The organism is Massilia endophytica (assembly GCF_021165955.1).
GTDB classification, from domain to species: Bacteria; Pseudomonadota; Gammaproteobacteria; order Burkholderiales; family Burkholderiaceae_D; genus Rugamonas; species Rugamonas endophytica.
The window spans coordinates 2,764,213-2,789,213 of record NZ_CP088952.1; the positions used below are offsets into that span (position 1 = coordinate 2,764,213).

The window sequence follows — 25,001 nt, forward strand, 5'->3', positions numbered from 1 at the left end:
TTGGGCGTGCGGCATGTTCAATGGAGGACACCATGGCATTCAACAACGTCGGTCCCCTGACCTTCCTGGCTCCAGGGCAGTCGGCCTTCTGGTTCTACAGCTATGGCGGCGACCATGGCACCCAGTTCGCTTCGGCGGACATCAAGACGCCCAACCTGGGCGCGGTGCACCTGGCCGACCAGCAGCGCAAGCAGAAGCTGAACGACGGCACCACCAACTACTTTGTCGCCATCCACAACCTGGGCACGGGCGGCTGCTTCCACAACCTGCAAGGCGGAGGTATGAAATGAAGATGACCATTGTGACGGACCGCGCCGGCAACATCATCGGCGCCGTGCAGGGCGAGTCCCTGACCGAGAAGAAGGATGGCGTGGAAGCGACGGTGAACTTCGCGCCAGGCCACCAGCTGCATACCGTGGAAGTGGACGACGACATGGGCACCATCCGCGACCTGGATGAATACACCCAGCGCCTGTCGGCGCACATTCCAAAGCCGTAGTTGGCAGAGGGGACAGACCCCACTTACGAAGTAACTGGGGTCTGTCCCCGAAAACACAGTCCGCCACCGAACACGGTTAACGGATTGTGATCGGTGATCGACTGGGTTACCGGGGACGGACCCCGGTTTCGGCTGCGCCGAAAGCAGGGTCCGTCCCCTCCGCCTTAGGCTACTTTCTTGTCGAAGAACTGCTCGTCTTCCGTGGAGCCGTGCAGCGCCGTGGTCGAGCTCTGGCCCTGCTGGATGGTCTGGGTCACGGCATCGAAGTAGCCCGTGCCCACTTCGCGCTGGTGCTTCACTGCAGTGAAGCCCTTCTCGGCAGCAGCGAATTCCGCCTCCTGAAGCTCGACGAAGGCCGACATCTGGCGGCGCGCATAACCATGCGCCAGGTTGAACATGCCATAGTTCAGCGCGTGGAAACCGGCCAGCGTGATGAACTGGAACTTGTAGCCCATGGCGCCCAGCTCCTTCTGGAACTTGGCGATGGTGGCGTCGTCCAGGTTCTTCTTCCAGTTGAAGGACGGCGAGCAGTTATAGGCCAGCATCTTGCCCGGGAACTTGGCGTGCACCGCTTCGGCGAACTGCTTGGCGAAGGCCAGGTCCGGCTTGCCGGTCTCGCACCACACCAGGTCCGCATACGGCGCATAGGCCAGGGCACGTGCGATCGACTGGTCGATGCCGGGGCGGACCTTGAAGAAGCCTTCCACCGTGCGCTCGCCGGTGCAGAAAGGCTGGTCGTTGGCATCGATATCGGAGGTGAGCAGGTCGGCCGCCTCGGCGTCGGTGCGGGCGATGATAAGGGTGGGTGTGCCCATCACGTCCGCCGCCAGGCGCGCCGCGGTGAGTTTCTCCACCGCCTCGCGGGTCGGCACCAGCACCTTGCCGCCCATGTGGCCGCATTTCTTGACGGAGGCCAGCTGGTCCTCGAAGTGCACGCCCGAGGCGCCCGCCTCGATCATGGATTTCATCAGCTCGAAGGCATTCAGCACGCCGCCGAAGCCCGCTTCCGCGTCGGCCACGATGGGAGCGAAGAAGTCGATGTCGTCCTTGCCTTCGGACCACTGGATCTGGTCGGCGCGCTGGAAGGTGTTGTTGATGCGCTTGACCACCATGGGCACCGAGTTGGCCGGATACAGCGACTGGTCGGGATACATCTCTCCCGCCAGGTTGGCATCGCCCGCCACCTGCCAGCCGGAGAGGTAGATGGCCTTGAGGCCCGCCTTCACCTGCTGCATGGCCTGGTTGCCGGTCAGCGCGCCCAGGGCGTTGACGAAGGGCTCGTTGTTCACCAGGTCCCACAGTTTTTCGGCGCCGCGCTTGGCAAGCGTGTGCTCGATCTGCACGGAGCCGCGCAGGCGGACCACGTCTTCGGCGGTGTAGCTGCGGGTGATGCCCTTCCAGCGCGGGTTGCTGTCCCAATCTTTTTGCAGTGCTGCGACTTGCTGTTCACGAGTTGCCATGATGCTCTCCTATGAATGAAAACGAGATGTCAGAAAAAGCGAATCCGTTAAGAACATCATAGGCACTATTGTTCAGTGCAACAATGGTCTTATATAAGACAGATGATCAATTTATTTTCCTTTTTTATCAAATACTTGCATTTCAAATTCCATGATACGCAATGACATTTCTTGGAATGGAAGGCAAACCCATGCTTGAGTTTGTGCACTTTTCAAGATGTGAAACAGGGTTCTCGCAGGATGAAAAATAATGCCCCGGCAAGCGGGGCATCGTGTTGCGTTAGCGCATTTTCTAAGCGGTCCGGAGCTGGGCCGCCCGTGTGCTTCCGCCGACGCCCACCGCCGTCGCAATCGCCAGCGCCTGGAACAGGGCGATACCGGCGAAGACCCAGCTGGGGTGGCCCGCATCCATGACGGCGCCGAACAGCAAGGGCCCGATGGCGAGACCGCTGTCCAGGCCGGAGTACACGACGCCATACACCCTGCCCGTTGCGCCTTTCGGCGCCGCGGCCCGGATCATCAGGTCGCGCGACGGACCGGCGATACCGGAGCACAGGCCGATCATGGCCATGAGCGGCAGCGCCATCCAGGCCGGTCCCGCGCCTGCCGCGAGCACCAGCGCCAGCAGGGCCGCAGCAGCGAAGGCCAGGGCCACCGTGCGGTCATGATGCCTGGCGCCTGCGCCCAGGAAGCCGCCAGCCAGCATGCCCGCCGCGGAGGCCAGCATGTAAGCCGTATAGGAACTCGTGGCCAGTTCACGCGAAATGCCGTACAGGGACTGGAGGCTGATGGAGGCGAAACTCTGGATGCCGCCCAGGGCCACGGCCGTCAGCAGGAAGAAGGCAAAGCACATCCACACGGAAGGCAGGCGCATGAAAGCCATGCTGCCGCCCTGCCCCGCCGCCGCGCTGCGCGGGGCAATGGGATCGGGACGCAGGGCCTCGCGGTTCAGCCACAGCACGAGCAGCACGCCGAACGGCAGCAGGGCCGCCCACAGCAAGGCCGAGCGCCAGCCCGATACGGCGGCCACCGACGTCAGGAACAGGGGCGCGGCCGCCCAGCCGATATTGCCGCTGATGCCGTGCACCGAGAAGCCGTGCGCCAGCCGCGCCCGCGATACGCGCTGGTTCAGGAGCGTGTAGTCGGCGGGGTGGAAGATGGCATTGCCGACACCTGCCAGCACGGAGCCCGCCAGCAGGGCCGCATAGCTGGCCGCGCCGGACAGCATCAGCGCGGACAGGCCCAGCATCGCCATGCCGAAAAAGAGCACGGCGCGCGCGCCCACGCGGTCCACCACGAAGCCGGCCATGGCCTGGCCCACGCCGGAGACCACGAAGAAGACCGTCATCAGCATGCCCAGCTCCGTGTAACTGAGGTTGAAGGCGGGCTTCAGCCAGGGAATCAGCGCGGCCAGAATGAGGTGGTAGAAGTGGGAGGTGCCGTGGGCGATGCCGACCAGGCCGATCACGCGGGCGTCCTGCCGGAATGGGGCGGTTTCCGTGCTCATGCGAATAATCCTTCAAGAAAGGATTTCAGTTTAAGCAAAAGCTGTCCGTCTGAATTAAGATAGATAGCCAACATTTATCGCAAAACCGCCATGCACCCTACCCTTCGCGTCCCGCCCATGGCCGGAGCGGGTCCGACACCCGGCCGCCCGGTCACGATCTCCGGCCGCACTCTCGATGCGGACACCGTCGTCGGCGCGCACAGCCACGAATGGGGCCAGCTTACCTATGCCGGGCACGGAATGATGCGGGTCAGCGCGGAGCGCAGCAGCTGGATCGTACCGCCGCAGCGCGCCATCTGGATCGCGCCCGGCGTCCTGCACGAGGTGGTGACGCTGGAAGAAGCCTACCTCTGCCCCTTGCGCATCCATGCGGCGCGCGAGCCTTTCAATGGCGAGAAGTGCCGGGTGGTGGAAGTGAGCCCCCTGCTGCGCGAGCTGATCGCCGCGCTCGAGCCGGCAGATGGCGAGCTGCCGGAAGCGCGGGCGGCCCTGCTGGGAGAACTGATTCTGGATGAACTGGCGCGGGCGCCGACGCGGCCGATACGCGTACCCCTGCCGCAGGACAAGCGCCTGAAGGCGCTCTGCGAAGCGCTGATCGAGGCGCCGGGCGCGCCGCAGACGCTGGAACACTGGGCGCGCGAGGTGGGCGCCTCCGAGCGCACGCTGGCGCGTTTGTTCGAAAAGGAGCTGGGCATGCGCTTCGGCCAGTGGCGCCAGCAGGTGCGGCTGGCGCATGCCGCGCCCATGATCGCGCGCGGCATGCCGCTCTCGCGGGTGGCCGAGGAACTGGGCTACGCCAGCCAGTCGGCCTTCACTGCCATGTTCCGCAAGACTTTCGGCAGTCCCCCATCGAGCTTTTTCGCGCGTCAGCCTCCCTGAGCGGCCGGCTGCTGGCGCACGAACACCATTTCGTAGTCGAGCTTCCCGCGCGGCGAGTCGGTGCTGCGGCGGACGGTCAGCACATTGCCGTCCGCGCTCAGGCTCCAGTCCTCGGCGTCGTTGCTGGTAATCTGCTGCCCGCCCATGGGGATGGTGCGTTTGGTGAGGAAGTGGACGCCGCCCTCCGCGTCGGTGCTGCCCGTCACCGTCGCGGGAACGCTCACCTGCCCTTGCTGCATGCGGATCTTCGATTCGGTGTTGAGCACACTGCCGTCCAGGGGATAGACGATGGCCGTTTTGTCCTTCTCGGGCAAACCGGCATCCATTTCCACCATCACGTTCAGGCGCGTGGGAGTCTGGGTGTTGATCAGGATATGGCTCCTGACCCGCTCATATGGCGGCGGGAGCTTGCTGCGGGATTTGTCGAGCGCCCAGGTGCCGCTGTAGTCGGCGGCACGCGCAAGCGTGGACAGGGCGAGAAGGGAAGCCAGCAGAATCGATTTCATCAAGGTACTCCGTGTATGCCGCGTGAGCGGTGTGCCACGCGCGCCGGGGCAGCATAGCACGGAGACCGGTGAGCATTACATGTGGACGACTTCTTCCTTGCCGTCCGCGCTGAAGACCAGCGAGCCGTTGCGGGCGTCGATGCGGATCACGTCCTTCGGCCCGAAGCGGCCTTCGAGGATCAGCTTCGACAGCGGGTTCTCGATCTGCTGCTGGATCGCGCGCTTCAGCGGACGGGCGCCATACACCGGGTCGTAGCCCGCTTCGGCGATCTTCTGCAGCGCGGCGTCGCTCACTTCCAGGCCCATGTCCATGCGCTTCAGGCGCTCTTCCAGGATCTTGAGCTGGATCTTCGCAATCGAACCGATATTCTTGTCGTCCAGGCCGTGGAAGACAACGATCTCGTCGATGCGGTTGATGAACTCCGGCCGGAAGTGGGAACGCACCTCCGCCATCACGGCCAGCTTCACCACGGCCGGATCGCTTTCGTCCATCGACTGGATCTTGTGAGAGCCAAGATTGGAGGTCATGATCACCACAGTGTTCTTGAAGTCCACGGTGCGGCCCTGGCCATCGGTCATGCGGCCGTCGTCCAGCACCTGCAGCAGCACGTTGAACACGTCGTGGTGGGCCTTCTCCACCTCGTCGAGCAGGATCACGCTGTAAGGCTTGCGGCGCACGGCCTCCGTCAGGTAGCCACCTTCGTCGTAGCCCACGTAGCCCGGCGGCGCGCCGATCAGGCGGGCCACCGAATGCTTCTCCATGAATTCGCTCATGTCGATGCGGATCAGCGAATCCTCCGTGTCGAAGAGGAAGGCCGCCAGCGCCTTGGTGAGCTCCGTCTTGCCCACGCCCGTCGGGCCGAGGAACATGAAGGAGCCGTATGGGCGGTTCGGATCGGCCAGGCCCGCGCGCGACCGGCGGATGGCGTCGGCCACGGCGTTGATCGCCTCGTCCTGCCCCACCACGCGTTCGTGCAGCTTCTCCTCGATGTGCAGCAGCTTGTCGCGTTCGCCCTGCATCATGCGCGAGACGGGAATGCCGGTGGCACGCGAGACCACTTCCGCGATCTCCTCCGCACCCACCTGGGTGCGCAGCAGGCGCGGCTTGTCCTCGGCCTCACCGCCTGCCGTTTCGGCCTGCTTCAGCTGGGCCTCCAGCTCCGGCAGCTTGCCGTACTGGAGTTCGGACACGCGCTGCCAGTTGGAGGCGCGCGTCGCTTCCTCCATCTGCTGCTTGATGCGCTCGATCTCTTCCTTGATATGCGTGGTGCCCTGTACATTGGCCTTTTCGGCCTTCAGCACCTCCTCATAATCGTTGTACTCGCGCTGGAGCTTCGCGATCTCCTCGTCGATCAGGTCCAGGCGGCGGCGCGAGGCCTCGTCCTTCTCCTTCTTGACGGCTTCCTTCTCGATCTTCAGCTGGATCAGGCGGCGTTCGAGCTTGTCCATCACCTCCGGCTTGGAGTCGATCTCGATCTTGATCTTCGAAGCCGCTTCGTCGATCAGGTCGATGGCCTTGTCGGGCAGGAAGCGGTCGGTGATGTAGCGGTGCGAGAGCTCGGCCGCCGCGATAATGGCGGGGTCGGTGATCTCCACCTTGTGGTGCAGCTCGTACTTGTCCTGCAGCCCGCGCAGGATGGCGATGGTCGCCTCCACGCTCGGCTCGTCCACCAGGATCTTCTGGAAGCGGCGCTCCAGCGCGGCGTCCTTCTCGATGTATTTGCGGTATTCGTCCAGCGTGGTCGCGCCCAGGCAGTGCAGCTCGCCGCGCGCCAGCGCAGGCTTGAGCATATTGCCCGCGTCCATGGCGCCTTCGGCCTTGCCCGCGCCCACCATGGTGTGCAGCTCGTCGATGAAGACGATGGTCTGGCCTTCGTCCTTCGCCAGCTCGTGCAGCACGGCCTTCAGGCGTTCCTCGAACTCGCCGCGGAACTTGGCGCCTGCCAGCAGGGCCGCCATGTCGAGCGAGAGCACGCGCTTGCCGCGCAGGGAATCGGGCACCTCGTTGTTCACGATGCGCTGGGCCAGGCCTTCCACGATGGCCGTCTTGCCCACGCCCGGCTCGCCGATCAGCACGGGATTGTTCTTGGTGCGGCGCTGGAGCACCTGGATGGCGCGGCGGATCTCGTCGTCGCGGCCGATCACGGGGTCCAGCTTGCCCATGCGGGCGCGCTCGGTCAGGTCCAGGGTGTATTTCTTGAGCGCCTCGCGCTGCCCTTCCGCCTCGGCCGAATCGACCTTGTTGCCGCCCCGGACGGTATCGATGGCCGCTTCCAGGGACTTGCGGCTCAGGCCGTTCTCCCGCGCCAGGCGGCCCGCGTCGGATTTGTCGTCCGTCAGGGCGAGCAGCACCATTTCGCTGGATACGAACTGGTCGTTGCGCTTCTGGGATTCCTTGTCCGCCAGGTTGAGCATGGACACGAACTCGCGGCTCACCTGCACATTGCCGCCCGTGCCCGACACCTTGGGCAGGCGCTCCAGGCCTGCTTTCAGGGCGTTCATCAGGCCGCCGATGTTCACACCGGCGCGCTGCAGGAGGGAGCGGGCGCCGCCGTCCTCCTGGTTCATGAGCGCCATCAGCAGATGGATGGGCTCGATATAGGGGTTATCGCTTCCGACCGCCAGGCTCTGGGCGTCGGCAATCGCTTCCTGTAGTTTTGTAGTCAGTTTATCTTGACGCATCGTGCAACCATGCCTCCCAAATTTATCCTAACGACAAAATATGGCTGCGCGACCACTTTTCAAGTGTGAAACTGGCGTGTTCCTACTTCCACTTCTCCAGGGCAGCGTCGTCGCTGTTGCGGGCGTCGACCCAGCGGGCGCCGCCGGGGGTCTGCTCCTTCTTCCAGAACGGGGCTTCGGTCTTCAGGTAGTCCATGATGAACTCGCAGGCGGCGAAGGCTTCGCCGCGGTGCGCCGCCGTCACGGCTACGAGAACGATCTGGTCCAGGGGCTTGAGTGGGCCGATGCGGTGGATGACGCGCACCCCATGCACGGGCCAGCGCTCTTCGGCCTGCACGATGATGGCTTCGATCGACTGCTCCGTCATGCCCGGATAATGCTCCAGCTCCATTTCCGCCACGTCGGCGCCATCGTTCAGGTCGCGCACGGTGCCGACGAAGCTCACTATAGCGCCAACCTTGCCCTGTCCGGCGCGCAGTTTGGCGACCTCGGCGGACAGGTCGAAGTCCCCGGCCTGCACGGAAACCCGGCTCATCGGGACTCCGAGGCGCCGATGCGGCGGAACAGCTGTTCGATGCGGCTGGCCGTGCGGTCGTCCACCAGGGCTGGCATGGCGCACAGCGCGAGGAACTGGGCCGCGTGGCTGGCGGGCTTCTGGCCGGACTTGAGGGAGTTCTGCAGCACCTCGACCTGCATCTTCAGGCGGTCGCGCGCGAACTCGGCGCCGCTGTCGATGCCGGCCACGATCTCCAGGCGCAGCACCTCGGACAGCAGGCGCGGCCGGTTCGCTTCCAGCTGGCCCGCATAGGCGGCGCGGGCGCTCGCCTCCCCTCCGGCGGCCTTCAGGGCCGCGTCGAAGCGGCTGCGCAGGGTTTTCTCATAGTCGGCGGGCAGCGCAGGGAGGGCGTGCCAGCGGGCGCCCCAGTCCTGTGCATCGATCTCGTCCGGCGCGGCGATGGCATTTTCCAGCGCCTGCGTCAGGCGCAGCTTGTCGCGCATGGCGTTGGCCTGGGCCGCCCCGGCGCGCTTGCGCACCGCGTCGCCCTGGGCCTGCACCTTGGCCACGGCGGCCCGGTAGCGCTGCTCGATGCGCTGTTCGGCCGCGCGCGGCACGGTGCCGGAGGCGTGCCAGGCCGTGGCCGCGTCGCGCAGGGCCTTGGAGATGGCGGCCTGCACGGCCTTGTCATCGCCCTCGAAGACGGCGTTCTCCAGGGTGGCGCAGATGGCTTCGCGGGCATGCAGGTGGGCCTTGCGTTCGTGGTCGGCGGCATGGGCCGATTCCTTGCGCTGGGCGAACACGGCATCGCAGGCGGCGCGGAATTTCTGCCACAGGGCCTGCTCCGCCTTGCGCTCCAGCGGCAGGGCCTTGGCGTGGGTCTGCCAGGCCTGCTGCAGGCCGCGCAGGGTGTCCACCGTGTGGCGCTCGCTCGGCTTGAGCTTGCCCACCTCCTCGATGAGCTGCTCGCGGCGCGCCACCTCGATCTTGCGCTGTTCTTCCAGCGGCGCCATCAGCGCATCCATGGCCTTGCCGAAGGCGGTGTCGAGCTTGCGCTTGTCCTTGCGGTCGATGGTGCCCAGCTTGCTCCACGCCTGGCGCAGGCGCTGGGAAGCGGAGGCGATGGCGCGCCAATCCTCCTTCGCTGCCGGGTCGGTGGCGATCAGGGCCTGCACCTCGTCGATCAGGGCCTGGGCCTTGGCGGCGTTGCCGTGGCGCTCTTCGGCCAGATGCTTGAAGTGGGCCGCTGCAGGCGCATAGGCGGCCGTGCAGGCGGCGTCGAATTTCTCCCACAGGCTGCGGGGAGCGGGGCCGGATACGCCGTCCAGCGCCTTCCAGCGCTCGCGCATGCTGCCCACCTTCTTGGCCAGTTCGCTCATCGAGAGCTGCTGGGCGGGCAGCTGCTCCACCGCGTGCACCATCTCTTCACGCGAAACATTGCCGCTCCAGCGCGCCCAGTCGCCCAAGCGCTTGAGCTCGCTTCTCACATGGGCCAGGCGGTCGGCCTGGGGCGGCGTGAGGCGGCCCGTCTTGGCTTCCTTGAGCGCCTTGTCGAGATCGGAGGCAATGTGCAGCTGGCCCTGGCTGAGGGCGGCTTCCATCTGGTCCACCATGGCCATGAAGCGCTGGTTGGCTTCCTTGTCCGCCGGGGTGGCCTTGTGGCGTTCGCGCGCAGGCTTGGCGGGCGCAGCGGCCGTTTCCGGCGCGGCGCTCTCGGACGCGGGCGGGGCCGCGTCGGGCGCCGGCGCCGGGCTGCCTGCCACGCGGGCCCGCGCCGCCGCCAGCGCTTCGTCGAAATCGTTCAGGAGATGGCGCGGCAGCGAGGCATGCTCGGGCGCCGCCAGCTGGGCCGCATGGGCCTCGGCAATACGGGCCAGTTCGGCCTCCCCCGCTTCGCCGGGCGCCAGCTGGCGCAGCACGTTCAGCTCGTCGCGCATCTGCCGCTGGAGAGTGACCTGGGTTTCCAGCCGGGCGCCCAGGGCCGTGCGCAGCTGGTCGAACTGGGCCGCCAGGGCGGGCGGCGCGGCGATCACCTGCCACTGGCGGTCGAGGTCGGCCACCTGGTTCGGGGCCAGCTTTTCTTCCTGCAGGAGGCGCTGGGCATTGGAAATGGTGAGCTCGGCCTGCCGCTCCTCGGCCTGGCGGTGGCGGATGGCGTCGAGGCGGCCCTGCACCAGCTTGGCCACGCGGCGGTCCGAATTGCGCACGGCCTGCTGTACCTTGGCCAGCATGTCCTGGGACACCACGTGCTCGGCCGCAGCCAGCCGCACGTCGGCGAATTCGCTGTGCAGGATCAGTTCGACGGCCGCGGCTTCGTCCCCGGCCAAGGCGCGGGCCTGCTCCACCTGGGCGGCCCGGCGCGCCGCCGCGTCCGCTGCGGCAGCCTCGCCCGCTGCCGCGGGCTGGCCGGCATCGCTGTCGGAACCGGAGGATTCGCCTGGACGCTTGCGGAGAAATTCGAACATGATGAGCTATGGATGGATCAAAACCACCATCATAGCGCAGCGCCGCTTTTCACGGCGGGCGGACCCTATTCGGCCGCAGCACGGTGTGCGGCGCGATGGCGGCGCTGGAAATGCAGGTCGGGCACCCGGATGTCCATGGCCTGCACCGCACCGGCTGCGGGCGCGGCGCGCGGCAGCAAGGCAATGGGCTCGGCTTTCTGGACCGGCTGGCCGGGCTGGGCGGCGGTGCGGCGCGCCTCGGCGACTTCGGCGTCGTGGGCCAGCAGCTGGTTGGCGATGGAAAACCAGGCTTCGCCGCCGATGACGGTGCGGGCGATGCCGAACAGCTCGGTCTCCTCCTTTTCCAGGCGCTTGAGCATGGCCTGGCAGAAGCCGTCCATGGCCTCGCAGACGGCGGCGGCCTGGGCCTGGCCGTCCGCGCCCAGCTGCTCGACCTGCAGCTTGACCCGGCGGATGAGGGCCAGGGCGTTCTGGTTCAGGCGGCTCAGCTCGTCCAGCAGCTTGTCGGCGCGCTCCGTGGCCTGGCGCACGGCGGGAATCAGGTAAAGCTCGACCTTGCGCCAATGGCAGGCCTGATAAAGCTGGTCCAGCATTTCGCAGGCGTGCTCCAGCTGCGCCAGGCTCAGGGTGCTGTGGCGCATGAGGTTGGCGTGAATTGTCTTCTGGAAAGACTGGAGACTGAGGCGCACGCTGGCCTGCTCGACAGACAAGGCAACCAGGGTGTAAGTGGCCGTTAACATTCTGACTCCCAATGACACTGTGGCGGAAAGGAAGTTCAAGTGTAAAGATGCCCGACAAGCCCACTTTGACCTTGCTCAAGGCCGTAACCTCAGCGGAGTCCTATTAAGTTAGGATGTTTTCATGGGCAATTCAAGCAAAAGATCGCCCAGCTCGGCTGGATACGTTACCAGCGCGAGTAGTGGTCCTCGGTCACGCCCACCAGGCTCTCGACCATGCGTTTGGGAGCGTCCGGGCTGGCGCGCACCCAGCCGCTGAAGCTGCCGATGGGCTGGATGTAGCGGCTGGCGGCCACCACCATCCTGCGGTCCTGGCGGCGCGCGCTTTCGGGGGTGAAGATGAGGTCCAGCTGGTCGTCCTCGGTGAAGATGTGCCAGGGCTCCAGCGGGTCCTTCTGGTCGTAGATGAAATGGGCGGGGGCCAGCGGGATGAGTTCGCCATCCAGCCACAGGGCGTTCTCGTTGCCGCCGAAGTAGCCCGCCTGCAGGTTGAAGCCCATGTCCAGCGTATGGGCGGAAGCCCATTTCCAGGACGTCTCGCGCGCCAGCAGGCCGTTGGAATAGTCGAAGCTGGCGGCGCCGCCGTCCAGCCGGTATTCGTCGCGCCAGGTGCGCACCTCTCCGCTCAGCGCCATGCCGGGGGATTTCTGCGTGGCGTGCACCGAGCCGCCATTGACCGTGCCCGTGGCCAGCAGCAGGGGCGCGGACGGCGGGCCGAATTCCGCGTCGATCTCCAGATACGGGCACACCAGGGTAAGGCGGTAACGCCCGTCCGCCAGCGCCTCGATATCGATGCTCGTGCCGCGCGCCGAGAAGCTGCTGCTGCCGCCCGCGCTGTCCGCCACACGGGCGGAGGCGCCGAAGGGACGGCCGTCCTGCGAGAAGTTGGCCACGATGTCGCCGTCGTTGCGGTCGAAGGCGTAGCCGAAGCAGGTGCTGGTCCAGCCCACGTCCACGATGGCGACGGCGCACAGCACCTGTTCGCTCACCAGCGCCACGTAGTGCCACTTCTTGTGGTGGAACCGGCGCCACAGCGCGCTGCGCGCGTGGGGCGCGGCAAGTCCGGCCCAGTCGAAGCTCTCCGCCTCGCCTGCAAAGCGGCCAAGCAGCGGCAGGCCGTCCGGTCCCACGATGTGCTTCGGCGCGCGCTTCATGCCGCCATCGCCTCGCCGTCCAGCGCGGCCTGCAGCATCGGTCCGAAGGCTGCGGGTTCGCAGCGCTGCAGCCTGACCTGCGGGCACTGGTGCCATGCGGCGCAGCGCTGGAAGGCTCCCGCCACGTCGCGCACGAAACGGTCGGTCAGGCGCACGCCCGGTTCCAGCGTGAGCGCCTTCAGTTCGAAGACACCTTCGCGGCGGTGCGCCTTGGCGTCCACCCGCCCCACCAGTGCGCCGCGGCGCAGGATCGGCAGGGTGAAATAGCCGTAGCGGCGCTTCTCCGCAGGCGTATAGCATTCGAGGCGGTAGTCGAAATCGAACAGTTCGAGCGCGCGGCGGCGGTCCCATACCACCGGGTCGAAAGGCGAGAGAATCGTGGTCACGCTGGGCGCCAGCGCCCCGTCCTGGGCGGCGCGCGCCAAGTCCGCCAGGTCGGGATGGATGTAGACCGGCTCCTTCCAGCCTTCGACCCGTGCGCGCAGCAGCAGGCCCTGCTCCGCAAACGCTTCGGCGTTCGGGCGCGGCGGCTTGGTACGGTAATAGTCGGCGATCCATGCGGCTTTCGACAGGCCGAGGGCGCGCACGGTCTTGAGGGCTAGCTCGCGCTGCGTTTCTTCGGATGGGGGGAGCTGGCTGTCGTCCCAGCCTGGCAGCACGCGCTCGGCGATGTCGTACACGCGCTGGAAGTTCTGGCGGCGCGCGATCATCAGGCGGCCCGCCGTGAACAGCACTTCGAGGGAGCGCTTCTCGGGCTTCCATTCCCACCAGCCGCCGCTCTTGCCGTCGTTGCGTTCGAAATCGGAGGAACGCACCGGCCCCTTGCTGCGCACGTGATCGAGCAGCGCATCCACTTCGGTGCGGCGCTCCTGCATCCAGCGCTCCGAGTACTTCCACCCCATGGCGGCGGGATCGAGCATGCGGTGGCGCATCAGGCGGTAGTCCTCGATGGGCAGGAAGCAGGCCTCATGCGCCCAGTACTCGAACAGCTTGCCCTCGGCCAGAAGCTCCTCCAGCCAAGCCAGGGGATAGTCGCCGAGGCGGCTCCACAACACCAGGTAGGGGCTGCGCGCAACCACATGGATGGTGTCGATCTGCAGCACGCCGAGGTGGCGGATGGCGTCCAGCACGTCGGCCTTGCGGGCTTTTTTCCTGCGCGGCTGCAGCAGTCCCTGGGCGGCCAGGTGCAGGGCGCGGGCGGCGGGCAGTGAGAGTGTGAAATCGGTCAAAAGGTCGTCCTCGGCTAGTCGGCGTGGCTATTCTAATAAAGTTTCCGTGAGGACCCCATATTTGTGGTGCCAAGGGCGGCATTTGCAGGCAGAATACTGTGCAGGAACAGGAGAATTCGACACGTGACAGCGACTACGACCACCGTCCTGCGGCTCGTGAGAAAAATGTATCGGGCGATACTGCTGCCCGGCTTTACCCTGGTCCTGCTGGCATCGATGTGGGCCGCCGTCGCATGGCAGATAGGACAGGAGCAACACAGCGCGCATATCGAGGCCGTGCTGCATGCCCATGCGCAGGCGCGCACCATGGCGGAAAACGCGAGCCACCTGCTGCGCCAGACCGATCACGCCACCCAGCTTTTCAAGCTCAAATTCGAGGAAACGGAAGGCGCCCTGCGCCTGCCTGAGTTCACGCGCCGCAATGGCCTGCTCGATTCGCTCATGCCCTCCAAGCTGCAGCTGCCCATCGCCCTGTACGGGCCGGACGGCCAGCTCCTGGACAGCCTGTATGGCAGCTTCCCAGCCAGCGTGGGAGAACGGAACTTCTTCCGCACGCTCGGAGCCAGCAGTGCCGACCTGGCGCTGGTCACGAATCCCATGGTGGATCCGCTCAGCAAAAAATGGCAGATCCAGATTTCGCGCCGCCTGAACGACCGCAAGGGCGGCTTTGCGGGAGCGGTGGTGATGATGGTCGATCCCGCCTACTTCGTGGAGGATTACGACCGCCTGCACCTGGAATCGGGTGGCATGATGATGCTCCTCAGCCGGGATACAGGCCTTTCCACCGGCCGCGTGGACGACACGCTCTTCATCAGCGATAACATCGACTTCGTCCCCTCCTCCGATCAGCTCCGGCTTCCCGAGGAAGTGCTGCTCAAGCGCCCCTTCGACGCGATGGAAAGGATCTACAGCTTCCGCGAGATGCCACGCTACGGCCTGACGGCGGTGGTGGGCATCAACACCCGGCACGCCATGGCGCGCTTCGAACGCCGCCGCAGCCTGTATTTCGGCGCGGTGACGGCCGCCTCGCTGCTGGTACTCGCGTTCGCGGTGCTGCTGTTCCAGCAGGGCCGGCGCCTGCGCAACAGCAGCCGTATCGCGCTTGAGGCGCAGCAGCAGCTGCGCGCGGCCGCCGATGCGAGCCTGGACGCGGTTTTCCTGCTCAAGGCCTGCCGCAGCGCGGGAAAGGTGGTCGACTTCACGCTGGTCGACGTCAACGAACGCGGGGCGCAGATGCTGGGCTATCCGCGCGCCGCGGCATTGGGCAAGCGCATCGGCGAACTGGAGCCGGCCTGGCGCAGCGAGGGCTTCATCGACAAATACTGCTCCGTGCTGACGACGGGCCAGCCGCTTGAAGAGGAATTCGAAACCCGCAACCTGCCCGGCGAACCGCGCTGGCTGCGGCACCAGATCGTGGCCATCGAAGACGGCGTCACCGTCACCACCCGCAACATCACGCCGCGCAAACTGGCCGAACTGGCCATGCGCCAGAACCAGGCGGAGCTCGCGGCCGTCAACGATGCATCCCCCCTCGGCCTGCTGCGCGCCGACCGCTTCGGCCACTGCACCTACGTCAACCGCACTTTCGAAACCATTACCGGCATGTCGCGCGCCCTGGCCCTGCATGACGGCTGGATGCAGGGCGTGCACCCGAACGACCGCGAGCTGCTGCGCAACGCGCTGGAGCAGCTGCGCAGCACCCACCAGCCCTTCCAGGACACGGTACGCTGCGTACACCCGGACGGCACGCTGGTGTGGACCTCCGTGAAGATCGCTCCCATCGTGGTGGATGGGAGGATCGAGGGCTACGTGGGCACGCTGGACGACATTACCGTGGTGCGCAAGTCCCTGATGGCGCTGCGCGAAAGCGAAGCCCGCCTGCGCACCATCGCCGACTCCCTGCCGGCGATGATCGCGTACATCGATTTCGACGAGATCTTCCGCTTCCAGAATGTGGCCTATGAGCGCGAATTCAGCGTCAACGGCGAGCCGCCCACCGGCCACCCCGTGCGCGAAGTGGTGAGCGAGGAACGCTACCGCTTCCTGCAGCCCTATATCCGCCGCGCGCTCAAGGGCGAAACCCTGAGTTTCGAGGAAGAGGACGACAGCGGGCCGATGCCGCGCACCTTCGAAGTCGTCTACATCCCGCAGATGGATGCGGATGGCATTACCGTTATCGGCTATCACGTGATGCGCCAGGACGTCACGGCCCAGAAGCGCGAGAAGCAGCGCCTGCTCAAGCTCTCGCAGATCGATGCGCTCACGGGCCTGACCAACCGCGCGGGCTTCCTGCAGAAGCTGGGCGAGAGCATGATCGCCTGCCGCGAGCAGGGCAGCACCATGGCCATCATGTACATGGACATCGACCGCTTCAAGCCCGTGAACGACACCTACGGCCACAGCGTTGGCGATGCGCTGCTGCGCGCCTTCTCCGGCCGCCTCACCCATGCCCTGCGCGGCACCGACACCGTGGCGCGCCTGGGCGGCGACGAATTCACCATCATCATGGAGCGCATTGCGCGCCGCGAGGATGCGGCAGCGACGGCAGCCAAGATCGTGAGCGCCATGCAGGCGCCATTCGACCTGGATGGCATCAAGGTCAGCATTTCCACCAGCATCGGCCTCACCTTCTATTCGAACGAGGACATGAGCAGCGCCGACCTGCTGAAGCGCGCCGATGTGCTGCTGTACGAGGCGAAACAGGCGGGCCGCAACACATTCCGTTCCGGCCCCGCCCTTGCGCCGGAACAGGCGGCGCCGGACGCCGCCTGATAAAATCGCGGCATGCGTCTTCTGCACACCTCGGACTGGCACCTCGGCCAGTCGCTCCACAATTTCGACCGCCACTACGAGCACCAGCGCTTCCTGGACTGGCTGCTCGACCTGATCGTGAGCGAGCGCGCCGACGCCCTGCTGCTGGCGGGCGATGTGTTCGACAACGCCAATCCCTCGGCCGTGTCGCAGCGCCAGTTCTACCGCTTCCTGCAGCAGGCCCGCGAGCGCGCGCCGCAGCTTGACCTCGTGATCATCGCGGGCAACCACGACTCGCCCGGCCGCCTGGAGGCGCCCTTGCCGCTGCTGGAAGCGCACGGCGCCCGCGTTGTCGGCAATGTCACGCGCAAGGAGGACGGGAGCATCGACGTGGGCGGCATGGTGCTGCCGCTGAGGAATGGCGACGGCAAGGTGGCCGCATGGTGCATCGCCATTCCCTTCCTCCGGCCGGGCGACGTTCCACGCGTGGAAGCGGGCGAAGGCGAAGAAGCGCCGGATCCGTACCTGGCCGGGATCGCGGAGCTGTACCGGCTCGCGCTGGAGCACGCGCTGTCCCTGCGCAAGGACGGGCAGGCCATCGTAGCCATGGGCCACTGCCACCTGGTGGAAGGCCAGATGTCGGCGGATTCGGAACGCCGCATCGTCATCGGCGGCACCGAAATGCTGCCCTCGGGGATCTTCGGGCCGGAAATTGCCTATACGGCGCTCGGCCACCTGCATCTCGCGCAGGGCAAGCAGGAACATATCCGCTACTGCGGCAGTCCGATCCCCCTCTCCTTCTCGGAAACCCAGTACAAGCATCAGGTGCTGTGCGTGGAACTGGAAGGTGCGGCGCTGAGCGCTGTCCGTCCTGTTTTCGTGCCTCGCAGCGTTCCCTTGCTGCGGGTGCCTGCGTCGCCCGCTCCGCTGGAGGCCGTACTGGCCGAGCTCTCGGCGCTGGAGCTGCCCGAATGCGAAACCCATGCGCAGCCCTATCTCGAAGTAAGGGTAAGGCTGGATGCGCCCGAACCGGGCCTGCGCGCGCGGATCGAGGCCGCCATCGAAGGTAAGCCGCTTCGCCTGGCAAAGATCGAAACGTCCAGCAGCGCGCGCGGCCAGTCCCTCGAAGATGCGGCCGTGTCACTCGACCAGTTGGCCCGGCTCCAGCCGGACGAGGTGTTCAAGCGCCTCTACCGCCAGAAATACGACAGCGAAGCTCCCGAGGAACAATTGCAGGCCTTTGCCGAACTGCTCCTGGCGCGGGAATGAGGCAATGAAGATACTGCGCATCGGCGGGAAAAACCTCGCTTCGCTGGCGGACGAATTCTCCGTGGACTTCCAGGCCGAGCCCCTGGCGTCGGCGGGCCTGTTCGCCATCAGCGGGCCGACCGGCGCGGGCAAGAGCACCTTGCTTGACGCGCTCTGCCTCGCTCTCTACGACCGCACTCCGCGCCTGCTCAAGGCGACCGGCAAGACTCCGGATGCGGGTGACATCATCGCTTCCGACGATACGCGCACGCTTCTTCGGCGCGGCACGCCGGAGGGCTATGCGGAAGTGGACTTTGAAGGGAACGACGGCCAGCCCTACCGCGCCCGCTGGAGCGTGCGCCGTTCGCGCAACAAGGCGGCGGGCGCGCTCCAGGCGACGGCGATGTCGCTGGCCTCCTTGCCCGGCCTTCTGCCTATCGGCGGCACCAAGACGGAAGTGAAGGCGGAGATCGAGCAGCGCATCGGCCTGAGTTTCGACCAGTTCACCCGCTCGGTGCTGCTGGCCCAGAACGAATTCGCCACCTTCCTCAAGTCGCAGGACGACGAGCGCGGACAACTGCTGGAAACGCTGACCGGCAGCACCGTCTACAGCGAGATATCGAAACGCGCTCACGAGCGCGCCAGGCAAGAGCAGCAGGCATTGCAGCGTCTTCACGCGCGGCTGGCGGACCAGAAACCGCTCGGCGCCGAAGAACGGGCCGCCGCGGAAGAACGGAATACGGCGGCCCAGACGGCGCTCGCGGACATCGACCGGCGCAAAGGAATACTGGAAGCGCAACTGCGATGGCGCTTGCAGGCGGACCAGCATGCGCAAGGCATCGCCCATGCGCAACAGGAGATTGCCGCACGCGGGGAAGCGCTGGAAGCCGCCGCCCCGCGCCGCGCCGCGCTCCAGCGTCTGGAAGCCGTGCAGGCGGCGCGGCCGCTCGCCGACGAATCGCAGCGCCTCACCACGCAGGCGGACGCTATCGTCAGCGCCATCGCCCAGGGTGAAGCCGGCGCCCAGGCGGCACATGCCGCGCAGAACGAGGCCGCCTCCCAGTTGCAGCAGCATGCGGCACGCCTTGAGGCCGCGGAGCAGGCGCGCCGCGCTGCCGCCGCATCGCTGGACCAGGCCAAGGCGCTGGATGCGCGCATCGAGGCGCTTTTGCCCGCGCACTCGCAAGCGCAGGCGGCACTTCAAACCGCAGTGGCAGCGGAGGCTTCCGCACGCAATGCGCTCTCCGCAAAACAGGCCGCATTGGACTTGCTGCACGCCGCGCAGAACGCGGGCGCGGCATGGCTGGACGAACATGCATCGCGGGCTGCCATGGCGCGCGAGTGGCCACGCTGGGAGGTGCTGTTCAGCGATGCTGAACAGGCTGGCGCACGCGCCCGCAAGGCCGATGCGGCGGCCATGGATCTCTCCCAACGCCTCGCGGCTGCCAGCACTCGCCATACCGCGCTGGCAGCGCGCGCATCCTCCGCGGCCGAAAACCTCAAGGCGCTGGAATCGCGGCGGCAGCACGCAACGGCGGCGCTTCAAGCCTTCGATCCTGCCGGACTGGCAGCGCGCCGCAATGCCATTTCGCAGCGCCAGACAGCACTGGGTGCGGCCGAACGCGCGTGGACAGAGCTCGATGCCGCGCAGCAGCGCAAGGAACAGCTGGAGGCGCAGTCTTCGGAACTGCAAGCGGTGCGCTCCGGCGCCGAACAAGAACTCGCAGTGGCGGAGCAGGAGAAAACGGCGCAGCGCGCCGCCGCAGCGCAGGCCGAGCGTTCGCTCAGGCTCACCGAGGCGGCTACGGGCGCCAGCGTGGAGAGCCTGCGCGCAACGCTGGAAGACGGCTCGCCCTGCCCCGTCTGCGGCGCCACAGACCACCCCTATCAGCAAGGCGGCGACAAGCTGCATGCGATGCTGGCGGAGCTGCAAGCGGAGCTCGCGCGCTGCCGCACGCGGCTCCAGGCTGCAATCGAGCAGGAGGCGACACAGCGCGCCATCGCACAATCGGCTGCCGACAGGCTGGCGCGGACGGCCGCAGACCTGGAGGCGCTGCATGCCACCCTGAAGGCACTCTCCGCGCGCTGGACGGCGGCGGCGCATGCGCTTTCCGGCCTGCCGGACGAAGGCCGCGCCGCCTGGTTCGCTTCGCAAATAGACACCGTCCATGCGGAACAGAAGGCATGCGAAGCGGAGGAGCAGGCACTGACAGCAGCGCGCACCGCCCGCGATGAGGCGCAGGCGGCATTCGAGCAGGCCTCCGCAGAGCTGGCCAAGCTTCAGCAGGCGGCAGCGGAAGCGCAGAATGAGGTGACGCAGCTTGGCACCCAGCTCGAGGCCACGCGGCAGCAGGCCAGGGAGGCCACGGATCATCTGGAGGACCGGCTAAGCCGCCTGGATGCGGCTTTTGGGGACTCCACGTGGCGCAGCAGCTGGCGCAGCGATCCCGCCCGGTTCCACAGGCAGCACCAGGAAGAAAGCCGCGAGTGGCTGGCGCAGCAAGCCGCCTGCGACGAACGCAAGGCCGAGATCATTTCCGGCTCCGTTGAGCTGCGCGCGCTCGAGGCAGCGGCGAAAAAGGCGGCGGGCGACCTCCAGGCGGCACGCCTGGCGCATGCCTCCGCCGAGGAAGGAATGCGTGCCGCCCGTTCCGCGCGCGCCACCTTGTGGGACGGCCGGCCGGTGATGGAGGTGGAAGCCGAATTGCAGCTGGCCGTCGATACCGCACGCACCGCGCTGCAAGCGCAGCAGAACGCAGTGCACGCGGCGGGCCAGCAGCGCGCACGCGCCGATGAAGCCCTTGCGCAATGCCGCCAGCGCATGGCCGATACGCAGGCGGCGCAGCGCAGCGCGGCGGAAAAGCTGGAGCAATGGCTTGCACAGTTCCGCCAGCGCCCGGATGCCGCGCCGGACGATCCGCAAACACCCGAAGCGCTGCGAGCCCTGCTCGCCCGGCCAGCGGACGACATCCGCAGCGAGGGCGAAGCATTGCACGCGCTGGAACGCGCACTGGCCAACGCCCACAGCGTGCTGGCCGAGCGCACCGCGCAGGCCGCGCGCCATGCAGCGGACGCGCCGCCAGGAACGCCGGAGGACGCGCAAGCCGTCCAGTCGGCGCTCGATGCCGTCACCGCCGAGCGCAAGCTCGCGCACGATGCGGCGGCAGCCTGCCATTTCGCGCTGGCCCAGGACGACGCACGCCGCGCCGCCGCCCAGTCCATGCTCGCCGAGATCACGCGGCAGGAGAACGAGCACCGGCGCTGGGCGCGGCTCGATGACCTCATTGGTTCATCGGACGGCAAGCGGTTCAGGAACTACGCGCAGCAGTTCACACTCGAGGTGCTGCTCGGCTATGCCAACGCGCACCTGCAGCAGCTCGCGCCGCGCTATCTGCTGCAAAGAACGGACAATCCCGCCCAGCCTTCGCTCGGCCTCCTCGTGCGCGACCAGCACATGGGGGACGATCTGCGCTCCGTGCATTCGCTGTCCGGCGGCGAATCCTTCCTGGTGTCGCTGGCCCTCGCTTTGGGACTGGCATCGCTGTCCTCGAACCGGGTGCGGGTGGAATCGCTGTTTATCGATGAGGGCTTCGGCAGCCTGGATGCGGAAACCCTGCGGGTGGCAATGGACGCCCTGGACGGGCTGCAGGCAATGGGGAGGAAGGTGGGCATCATCTCGCACGTGCAGGAGATGACGGAGAGGATCGCGGCAAAAATCGTCGTACAGCCCGCTGCGGGAGGCCGCAGCGCGGTCAGCGTTCAATAGCCAGCAAGTCAGCGGTAATTCGTTGCGCCCCGCTCCATCTTCACCAGGTCCCATCCCAGCTCACGCCGGATCTGCTTGGGGTCGGGCGGCGGACGACGCTCCTCCACTTGCGTTTGCAGCCAGTGGCGGACTGCTTCCTTGCTCGGTTGCTTCTTCTCTTCCATGACGCGAACCTCATCTGAGAACTGGCGGTACTGCTGTCTACTCAACGCGGGCGCCAGATAGCCCGTTGACCCTTGAATTGTAAAAAATATGTCTATCTCCGGATTGTCATGTTGTTATGGTCGGTGATCCGCTGCTTTGCCTGATAAAATCCTGCTTTACGCCACATACGTCGAATCAATCATGTTGAAAGCACCACGTACCCTGACCTTCAAGTGCGCCAAGTGCGGCAAGGCGGTCAAAGTTTCCGTTCAAAAGGTTTCCGCCTGCTCGCACATCACGCCGTACTCGGGCGTGTGCTCCTGCGGCGAGGTCAAGCTGCACGCCATTGGCCAGGCCGACGCCGTGAAGTCTTATCTCGATTCCAACGGTTTGTGGACCCATCACCACTGATCCGCCTCAAGTAATGGCGCGAAAGCGCCGTTAAAAAGTCAACACTGTCCAAGGTAGGCACCATGACTTCGATTAATTCGCTGGCCCCGCGCGGCTACCAGAACCCGGCACTCGGCAATAACGCCGCGGCGCTCCGCAATCCGCCCGCAGGAGAACTCAAGCGCGCGGACCAGGGCAGCCCGGTTTCCCTGTCGAGCAAGGGCCTCGACCTGGAACAGCGGGTGAGCTCGCTGGGCCATGCCACCGTGGACCTGGCGCAGAACCTGCTGGGCAGTTTCGCCCAGAAGATGTTCGGCAATGCCATGCAGGGCGCCACCATCGATTACGATGCCGTCAGCCTGGAATCGGCTGCCAGCTTCGAATCGGGCGTGCTGCACAGCGAAGGCCCGGACGGCGTGTTCGACGCCCAGGCCTTCAGCCTCAGCGAAAGCTCCCATTTCGTCGGCAAGGGCACCATTACCCTGGCGGACGGCCAGCAGTACGAGTTTGAAGTCGAGGTCCGCTACGAGGCCTCGCTCAAGGCCGCTTCGGCATCGAGCAGCAGCGCCGGCGAGAACCCGGCCATGCCGCTGCCTGCCGTCGAGTTCCCGGACATCGACTTCCCCGGCAGCCTGGCCGACCTGTTCCGCCTGCTCGAAAAACCCGTCAAGGGCGAGGTCAAGAAGGACGAGGACAGCCTGGGCGCCCTCTCCCTGCGCCTGCTCAAGCTGGTCAACCGCGAAGCCAGCGACATCTACAGTCCGCCCGAAGCGAAGGCGAAGGCGGTAGCCGATGCCTACGGCGGCGAAATTGCACCGGCTGTTGCGGCCGAGGCCCCTGCCGCGCCCGAAACGCTTGTCCCGGCCGAGCCTGCTGCTCAGGGCGACAGCGCCTGACGCCGCGCGTATAATAAGCAGCTCATCGAAACCGCTTGCCTCCGCGCAGGCGGTTTCGCCGTTTACTCCCGACGAAGAAGACCATGCAAGAAGCCGGCGCGCCTCAACTCATCCATTGGACCGAAAACGGCGAAGAACGTTCCGCGCGCTGGCATTCGGAAGCGGGCATGCCGCCGCCCAGGCGCGTGGCGATTGCGGACGACCGCATGAATGCCGACGTGGCCTACCGCCTGGCCTGCGAAGGCACGGCGCTGCTGTGGCGGGGCGACTTCCAGAACGCGCGGCAGCTGCTCCAGGCGCTGGCGCGGCGCACCGGCCACAAGGGCAAGGGCGGCAAGAAAGCCAGGGCCCCGAAGGTTCCTGGCTCGGCCACCGAAGCCTTCCACCTGCACCGCCAGGCACAGTCGCAGCGCGCCCGCACCCTGGCCATGCTGCTGATTCCCTTCGAGCCCGGCTATACCATTCCCCTGCGCCGCGCGCCGGATGTAAAGCTGGCCTGCAATGAGGCCTACGGCCGGGGCGAGGACGCCTTCGTCATCTCCCTGCGCGAACTGCTGGGCCTGATCGGCGCCCACGAGTGGCGCAAGGCGGGCGTGGAGATTCCTGCGCTGGGCGAACGCATCCATCCGCATTACGGCGTGTTCTCGCCGGTGCGCGGCGAGTATGTGCAGCTGGTGGCGGAAACGCCGCTGCCGCGCGGCGCCCAGCTTGCCTTCGATATCGGCGCGGGCACGGGCGTGCTCTCGGCCGTGCTGGCGAAACGCGGCGTCGCCCATATTGTGGCGACCGACATGGACCAGCGGGCGCTGAGCTGCGCCCGCGACAATATCGCGCGGCTGGGACTGGACGAGCAGATCGAGCTGATCGAGGCCGACCTCTTTCCCGAAGGACGTGCGCCGCTGGTGGTCTGCAATCCACCGTGGGTGCCAGCGCGGCCCAGCTCTTCCATCGAGCACGCCGTGTACGACCCGGACAGCCGCATGCTGCGCGGTTTCCTCGCCGGCCTGAAGGACCACCTGACGCCAGGCGGAGAAGGCTGGCTCATCCTTTCCGACCTGGCCGAGCATCTGGGCCTGCGCCCCCGCGAGCAACTGCTGGGCTGGGTTGCCGAGGCGGGGCTGCAGGTGCTGGGCCGCCAGGACGTGCGCCCTGTGCATCCCCGCTCCCAGGACGCTGACGATCCCCTGCACGCGGCGCGCGCGGCGGAAGTGACCTCGCTGTGGCGGCTCGGAATCGCATAAGCCGACCTTGCGGAAATGGCGGTCACGATATATAATGCTTGCCTCAGACGCGGGGTGGAGCAGTCTGGCAGCTCGTCGGGCTCATAACCCGAAGGTCACAGGTTCAAATCCTGTCCCCGCAACCAGATACGCAAGCCGTTGATTTCGAAAGGAATCAGCGGCTTTTTGCTATGGACTGCCCGAGGTGTTCCCATCTTTCGCGGAGAATCTGGCAGACCTCCAGCGATTGGCGATCTGTCGTGTCGACGAACGCCAGCAGGCCTGAGCCTGCCAACAGACGATTCTGGACCTCGACCAAATCGGCAATGTCCTCCGGCGCCTCCCCAGCATGCGCTGTAGTGAGAACATTCAGCCTGCGTTCATCCTCCAGTATTTCGTCGGCCGCATCTTCGATCTCGTGCGCATTTTCGCTGCAGCAAAGGAACACGCTTACGCCAGCTAGTGCAGCGTTCCTGACGATACGCGATACAGGCACCTTCCCGCGGAGTGACAGTAGACACATCTTCACGGGATCACCGGATGCCATAAGCTCCGTCCAATCAGGCTCCGCACCATCCGGAAAAACCTGCAGCTGTAGATCTTTCATGGTTTCCCACCTGATCCTTTGCTTAAAACCGCATCAATGCTGCGCTCGAATGTCCGGATTTCGCTTTCCAGATGCCTGATGCGTGCCACTCTTTGAGCTTCGATCAGTTCATCCGGCATAGCCTCCATGCCCCGGCGCACAGACCTTTGACGCTGAAAATCTTCAATCTTGCGCTGATGGCGCTCGATCTGGCGCCGCCATGACCGGACAGCACGTCTTTCCTCTGCTGACAATCCGCTTTCGTCAGGATTCATTATAGGCACCGGCACACGGGGAGGCACCAACGATAAGATGCACGCGCCCCCGCTGTGCTGAGCAAATGCAAAATGAGCTCGTTCGGAGTTGCCGGGGTGATACAATTTTCG

21 protein-coding genes and 1 tRNA gene are annotated in these 25,001 nt (G+C 66.1%); 10 read left to right on the forward strand and 12 right to left on the reverse strand.

Features of this window, described 5'->3' with window-relative positions:
* Window positions 1-32 precede the first annotated feature (32 nt).
* Both LSQ66_RS12390 and LSQ66_RS12395 read left to right on the forward strand, forming a co-directional pair.
* A complete protein-coding gene (locus LSQ66_RS12390) occupies window positions 33-290 on the forward strand; it encodes a hypothetical protein (RefSeq protein WP_231765513.1) in 258 nt (85 codons plus the stop codon).
* Window positions 287-499: a hypothetical protein gene (locus LSQ66_RS12395; protein ID WP_231765514.1), complete on the forward strand. Its 213-nt coding sequence runs from the start codon at window positions 287-289 to the stop codon at window positions 497-499. The genes LSQ66_RS12390 and LSQ66_RS12395 overlap by 4 nt, the downstream gene beginning before the upstream one ends.
* A 164-nt stretch (window positions 500-663) precedes the next feature.
* Here LSQ66_RS12395 and aceA read toward each other — a convergent pair whose 3' ends face one another.
* Together aceA and LSQ66_RS12405 are read right to left on the reverse strand one after the other, a co-directional pair.
* A complete protein-coding gene (aceA, locus tag LSQ66_RS12400; protein ID WP_231765515.1) occupies window positions 664-1,959 on the reverse strand; it encodes an isocitrate lyase in 1,296 nt (431 codons plus the stop codon).
* A 292-nt stretch (window positions 1,960-2,251) separates the two neighbouring features.
* Entirely contained in the window at window positions 2,252-3,466 is a 1,215-nt protein-coding gene (locus LSQ66_RS12405) for an MFS transporter (RefSeq protein ID WP_231765516.1), read from the reverse strand.
* A gap of 90 nt (window positions 3,467-3,556) precedes the next feature.
* On the opposite strand from LSQ66_RS12405, the gene LSQ66_RS12410 reads away from it, so the two are divergent.
* Window positions 3,557-4,345: an AraC family transcriptional regulator gene (locus tag LSQ66_RS12410; protein WP_231765517.1), complete on the forward strand. Its 789-nt coding sequence runs from the start codon at window positions 3,557-3,559 to the stop codon at window positions 4,343-4,345.
* On the opposite strand, the gene LSQ66_RS12415 is transcribed toward LSQ66_RS12410, so the two are convergent.
* The 7 genes from LSQ66_RS12415 to LSQ66_RS12445 all read right to left on the reverse strand — a co-directional run bounded on the left by LSQ66_RS12415 (window position 4,333) and on the right by LSQ66_RS12445 (window position 13,614).
* Window positions 4,333-4,851: a hypothetical protein gene (locus LSQ66_RS12415; RefSeq protein WP_231765518.1), complete on the reverse strand. Its 519-nt coding sequence runs from the start codon at window positions 4,849-4,851 to the stop codon at window positions 4,333-4,335. The genes LSQ66_RS12410 and LSQ66_RS12415 overlap by 13 nt on opposite strands.
* A gap of 75 nt (window positions 4,852-4,926) precedes the next feature.
* Window positions 4,927-7,533, reverse strand: coding sequence for an ATP-dependent chaperone ClpB (gene clpB / locus LSQ66_RS12420; RefSeq protein WP_231765519.1), 2,607 nt, complete (start codon window positions 7,531-7,533; stop codon window positions 4,927-4,929).
* An 82-nt stretch (window positions 7,534-7,615) separates the two neighbouring features.
* Window positions 7,616-8,068, reverse strand: coding sequence for a molybdopterin synthase catalytic subunit MoaE (gene moaE, locus LSQ66_RS12425; protein WP_231765520.1), 453 nt, complete (start codon window positions 8,066-8,068; stop codon window positions 7,616-7,618).
* Window positions 8,065-10,494 carry a DUF349 domain-containing protein gene (locus LSQ66_RS12430; RefSeq protein ID WP_231765521.1) on the reverse strand — a complete coding sequence of 810 codons (2,430 nt, stop codon included), beginning with the start codon at window positions 10,492-10,494 and terminating at the stop codon, window positions 8,065-8,067. Before LSQ66_RS12430 ends, moaE begins: the two co-directional genes overlap by 4 nt.
* Before the next feature lie 65 nt (window positions 10,495-10,559).
* Window positions 10,560-11,234: a hemerythrin domain-containing protein gene (locus tag LSQ66_RS12435; protein WP_231765522.1), complete on the reverse strand. Its 675-nt coding sequence runs from the start codon at window positions 11,232-11,234 to the stop codon at window positions 10,560-10,562.
* 164 nt (window positions 11,235-11,398) lie between these two features.
* Entirely contained in the window at window positions 11,399-12,385 is a 987-nt protein-coding gene (locus LSQ66_RS12440) for a DUF2804 domain-containing protein (RefSeq protein ID WP_231765523.1), read from the reverse strand.
* A complete protein-coding gene (locus LSQ66_RS12445) occupies window positions 12,382-13,614 on the reverse strand; it encodes a winged helix-turn-helix domain-containing protein (protein ID WP_231765524.1) in 1,233 nt (410 codons plus the stop codon). Before LSQ66_RS12445 ends, LSQ66_RS12440 begins: the two co-directional genes overlap by 4 nt.
* Window positions 13,615-13,737: 123 nt before the next feature.
* On the opposite strand from LSQ66_RS12445, the gene LSQ66_RS12450 reads away from it, so the two are divergent.
* From LSQ66_RS12450 to LSQ66_RS12460, 3 genes are read left to right on the forward strand one after another with little or no spacing between them, the layout of a single operon-like run.
* The gene (locus LSQ66_RS12450) at window positions 13,738-16,386 is read left to right on the forward strand and encodes a sensor domain-containing diguanylate cyclase (RefSeq protein ID WP_231765525.1); all 2,649 of its coding nucleotides are present in this window, start codon (window positions 13,738-13,740) and stop codon (window positions 16,384-16,386) included.
* Window positions 16,387-16,398: 12 nt separating this feature from the next.
* Window positions 16,399-17,634: an exonuclease SbcCD subunit D C-terminal domain-containing protein gene (locus tag LSQ66_RS12455; RefSeq protein ID WP_231765526.1), complete on the forward strand. Its 1,236-nt coding sequence runs from the start codon at window positions 16,399-16,401 to the stop codon at window positions 17,632-17,634.
* Between the two features lie 4 nt (window positions 17,635-17,638).
* Entirely contained in the window at window positions 17,639-21,379 is a 3,741-nt protein-coding gene (locus LSQ66_RS12460; RefSeq protein WP_231765527.1) for an AAA family ATPase, read from the forward strand.
* An 8-nt stretch (window positions 21,380-21,387) separates the two neighbouring features.
* Here LSQ66_RS12460 and LSQ66_RS12465 read toward each other — a convergent pair whose 3' ends face one another.
* Window positions 21,388-21,543, reverse strand: coding sequence for a hypothetical protein (locus tag LSQ66_RS12465; protein WP_231765528.1), 156 nt, complete (start codon window positions 21,541-21,543; stop codon window positions 21,388-21,390).
* Between the two features lie 181 nt (window positions 21,544-21,724).
* Here LSQ66_RS12465 and LSQ66_RS12470 point away from each other — a divergent pair, with 181 nt between their 5' ends.
* The 4 genes from LSQ66_RS12470 (at window position 21,725) to LSQ66_RS12485 (ending at window position 24,175) form a co-directional block, all read left to right on the forward strand.
* A complete protein-coding gene (locus LSQ66_RS12470) occupies window positions 21,725-21,934 on the forward strand; it encodes a hypothetical protein (protein ID WP_231765529.1) in 210 nt (69 codons plus the stop codon).
* Window positions 21,935-21,996: 62 nt separating this feature from the next.
* The gene (locus LSQ66_RS12475; protein ID WP_231765530.1) at window positions 21,997-22,809 is read left to right on the forward strand and encodes a hypothetical protein; all 813 of its coding nucleotides are present in this window, start codon (window positions 21,997-21,999) and stop codon (window positions 22,807-22,809) included.
* Window positions 22,810-22,892: 83 nt separating this feature from the next.
* Window positions 22,893-24,050, forward strand: a complete 1,158-nt coding sequence (locus LSQ66_RS12480) for a methyltransferase (RefSeq protein WP_231765531.1) — start codon at window positions 22,893-22,895, stop codon at window positions 24,048-24,050.
* A gap of 48 nt (window positions 24,051-24,098) precedes the next feature.
* A tRNA-Met gene (locus LSQ66_RS12485) sits at window positions 24,099-24,175 on the forward strand.
* A gap of 29 nt (window positions 24,176-24,204) precedes the next feature.
* On the opposite strand, the gene LSQ66_RS12490 is transcribed toward LSQ66_RS12485, so the two are convergent.
* A complete protein-coding gene (locus tag LSQ66_RS12490) occupies window positions 24,205-24,636 on the reverse strand; it encodes a hypothetical protein (RefSeq protein WP_231765532.1) in 432 nt (143 codons plus the stop codon).
* Window positions 24,633-24,890 carry a hypothetical protein gene (locus LSQ66_RS12495; RefSeq protein WP_231765533.1) on the reverse strand — a complete coding sequence of 86 codons (258 nt, stop codon included), beginning with the start codon at window positions 24,888-24,890 and terminating at the stop codon, window positions 24,633-24,635. The genes LSQ66_RS12490 and LSQ66_RS12495 overlap by 4 nt, the downstream gene beginning before the upstream one ends.
* Between the last annotated feature and the right edge of the window lie 111 nt (window positions 24,891-25,001).

What these genes read in the sequence shown, in the direction of transcription:
- LSQ66_RS12475 (WP_231765530.1), top strand. Translation starts at nt 21,997, where the DNA reads ATGACTTCGATTAATTCGCTGGCCCCGCGCGGCTACCAGAACCCGGCA.
- LSQ66_RS12460 (WP_231765527.1), top strand. Translation starts at nt 17,639, where the DNA reads ATGAAGATACTGCGCATCGGCGGGAAAAACCTCGCTTCGCTGGCGGAC.
- LSQ66_RS12455 (WP_231765526.1), top strand. Translation starts at nt 16,399, where the DNA reads ATGCGTCTTCTGCACACCTCGGACTGGCACCTCGGCCAGTCGCTCCAC.
- LSQ66_RS12415 (WP_231765518.1), bottom strand. Translation starts at nt 4,851, where the DNA reads ATGAAATCGATTCTGCTGGCTTCCCTTCTCGCCCTGTCCACGCTTGCG.
- LSQ66_RS12470 (WP_231765529.1), top strand. Translation starts at nt 21,725, where the DNA reads ATGTTGAAAGCACCACGTACCCTGACCTTCAAGTGCGCCAAGTGCGGC.
- aceA (WP_231765515.1), bottom strand. Translation starts at nt 1,959, where the DNA reads ATGGCAACTCGTGAACAGCAAGTCGCAGCACTGCAAAAAGATTGGGAC.
- LSQ66_RS12495 (WP_231765533.1), bottom strand. Translation starts at nt 24,890, where the DNA reads ATGAATCCTGACGAAAGCGGATTGTCAGCAGAGGAAAGACGTGCTGTC.
- LSQ66_RS12410 (WP_231765517.1), top strand. Translation starts at nt 3,557, where the DNA reads ATGCACCCTACCCTTCGCGTCCCGCCCATGGCCGGAGCGGGTCCGACA.
- LSQ66_RS12435 (WP_231765522.1), bottom strand. Translation starts at nt 11,234, where the DNA reads ATGTTAACGGCCACTTACACCCTGGTTGCCTTGTCTGTCGAGCAGGCC.
- LSQ66_RS12440 (WP_231765523.1), bottom strand. Translation starts at nt 12,385, where the DNA reads ATGAAGCGCGCGCCGAAGCACATCGTGGGACCGGACGGCCTGCCGCTG.
- moaE (WP_231765520.1), bottom strand. Translation starts at nt 8,068, where the DNA reads ATGAGCCGGGTTTCCGTGCAGGCCGGGGACTTCGACCTGTCCGCCGAG.
- LSQ66_RS12405 (WP_231765516.1), bottom strand. Translation starts at nt 3,466, where the DNA reads ATGAGCACGGAAACCGCCCCATTCCGGCAGGACGCCCGCGTGATCGGC.
- LSQ66_RS12480 (WP_231765531.1), top strand. Translation starts at nt 22,893, where the DNA reads ATGCAAGAAGCCGGCGCGCCTCAACTCATCCATTGGACCGAAAACGGC.
- LSQ66_RS12395 (WP_231765514.1), top strand. Translation starts at nt 287, where the DNA reads ATGAAGATGACCATTGTGACGGACCGCGCCGGCAACATCATCGGCGCC.
- LSQ66_RS12465 (WP_231765528.1), bottom strand. Translation starts at nt 21,543, where the DNA reads ATGGAAGAGAAGAAGCAACCGAGCAAGGAAGCAGTCCGCCACTGGCTG.
- LSQ66_RS12490 (WP_231765532.1), bottom strand. Translation starts at nt 24,636, where the DNA reads ATGAAAGATCTACAGCTGCAGGTTTTTCCGGATGGTGCGGAGCCTGAT.
- LSQ66_RS12430 (WP_231765521.1), bottom strand. Translation starts at nt 10,494, where the DNA reads ATGTTCGAATTTCTCCGCAAGCGTCCAGGCGAATCCTCCGGTTCCGAC.
- clpB (WP_231765519.1), bottom strand. Translation starts at nt 7,533, where the DNA reads ATGCGTCAAGATAAACTGACTACAAAACTACAGGAAGCGATTGCCGAC.
- LSQ66_RS12390 (WP_231765513.1), top strand. Translation starts at nt 33, where the DNA reads ATGGCATTCAACAACGTCGGTCCCCTGACCTTCCTGGCTCCAGGGCAG.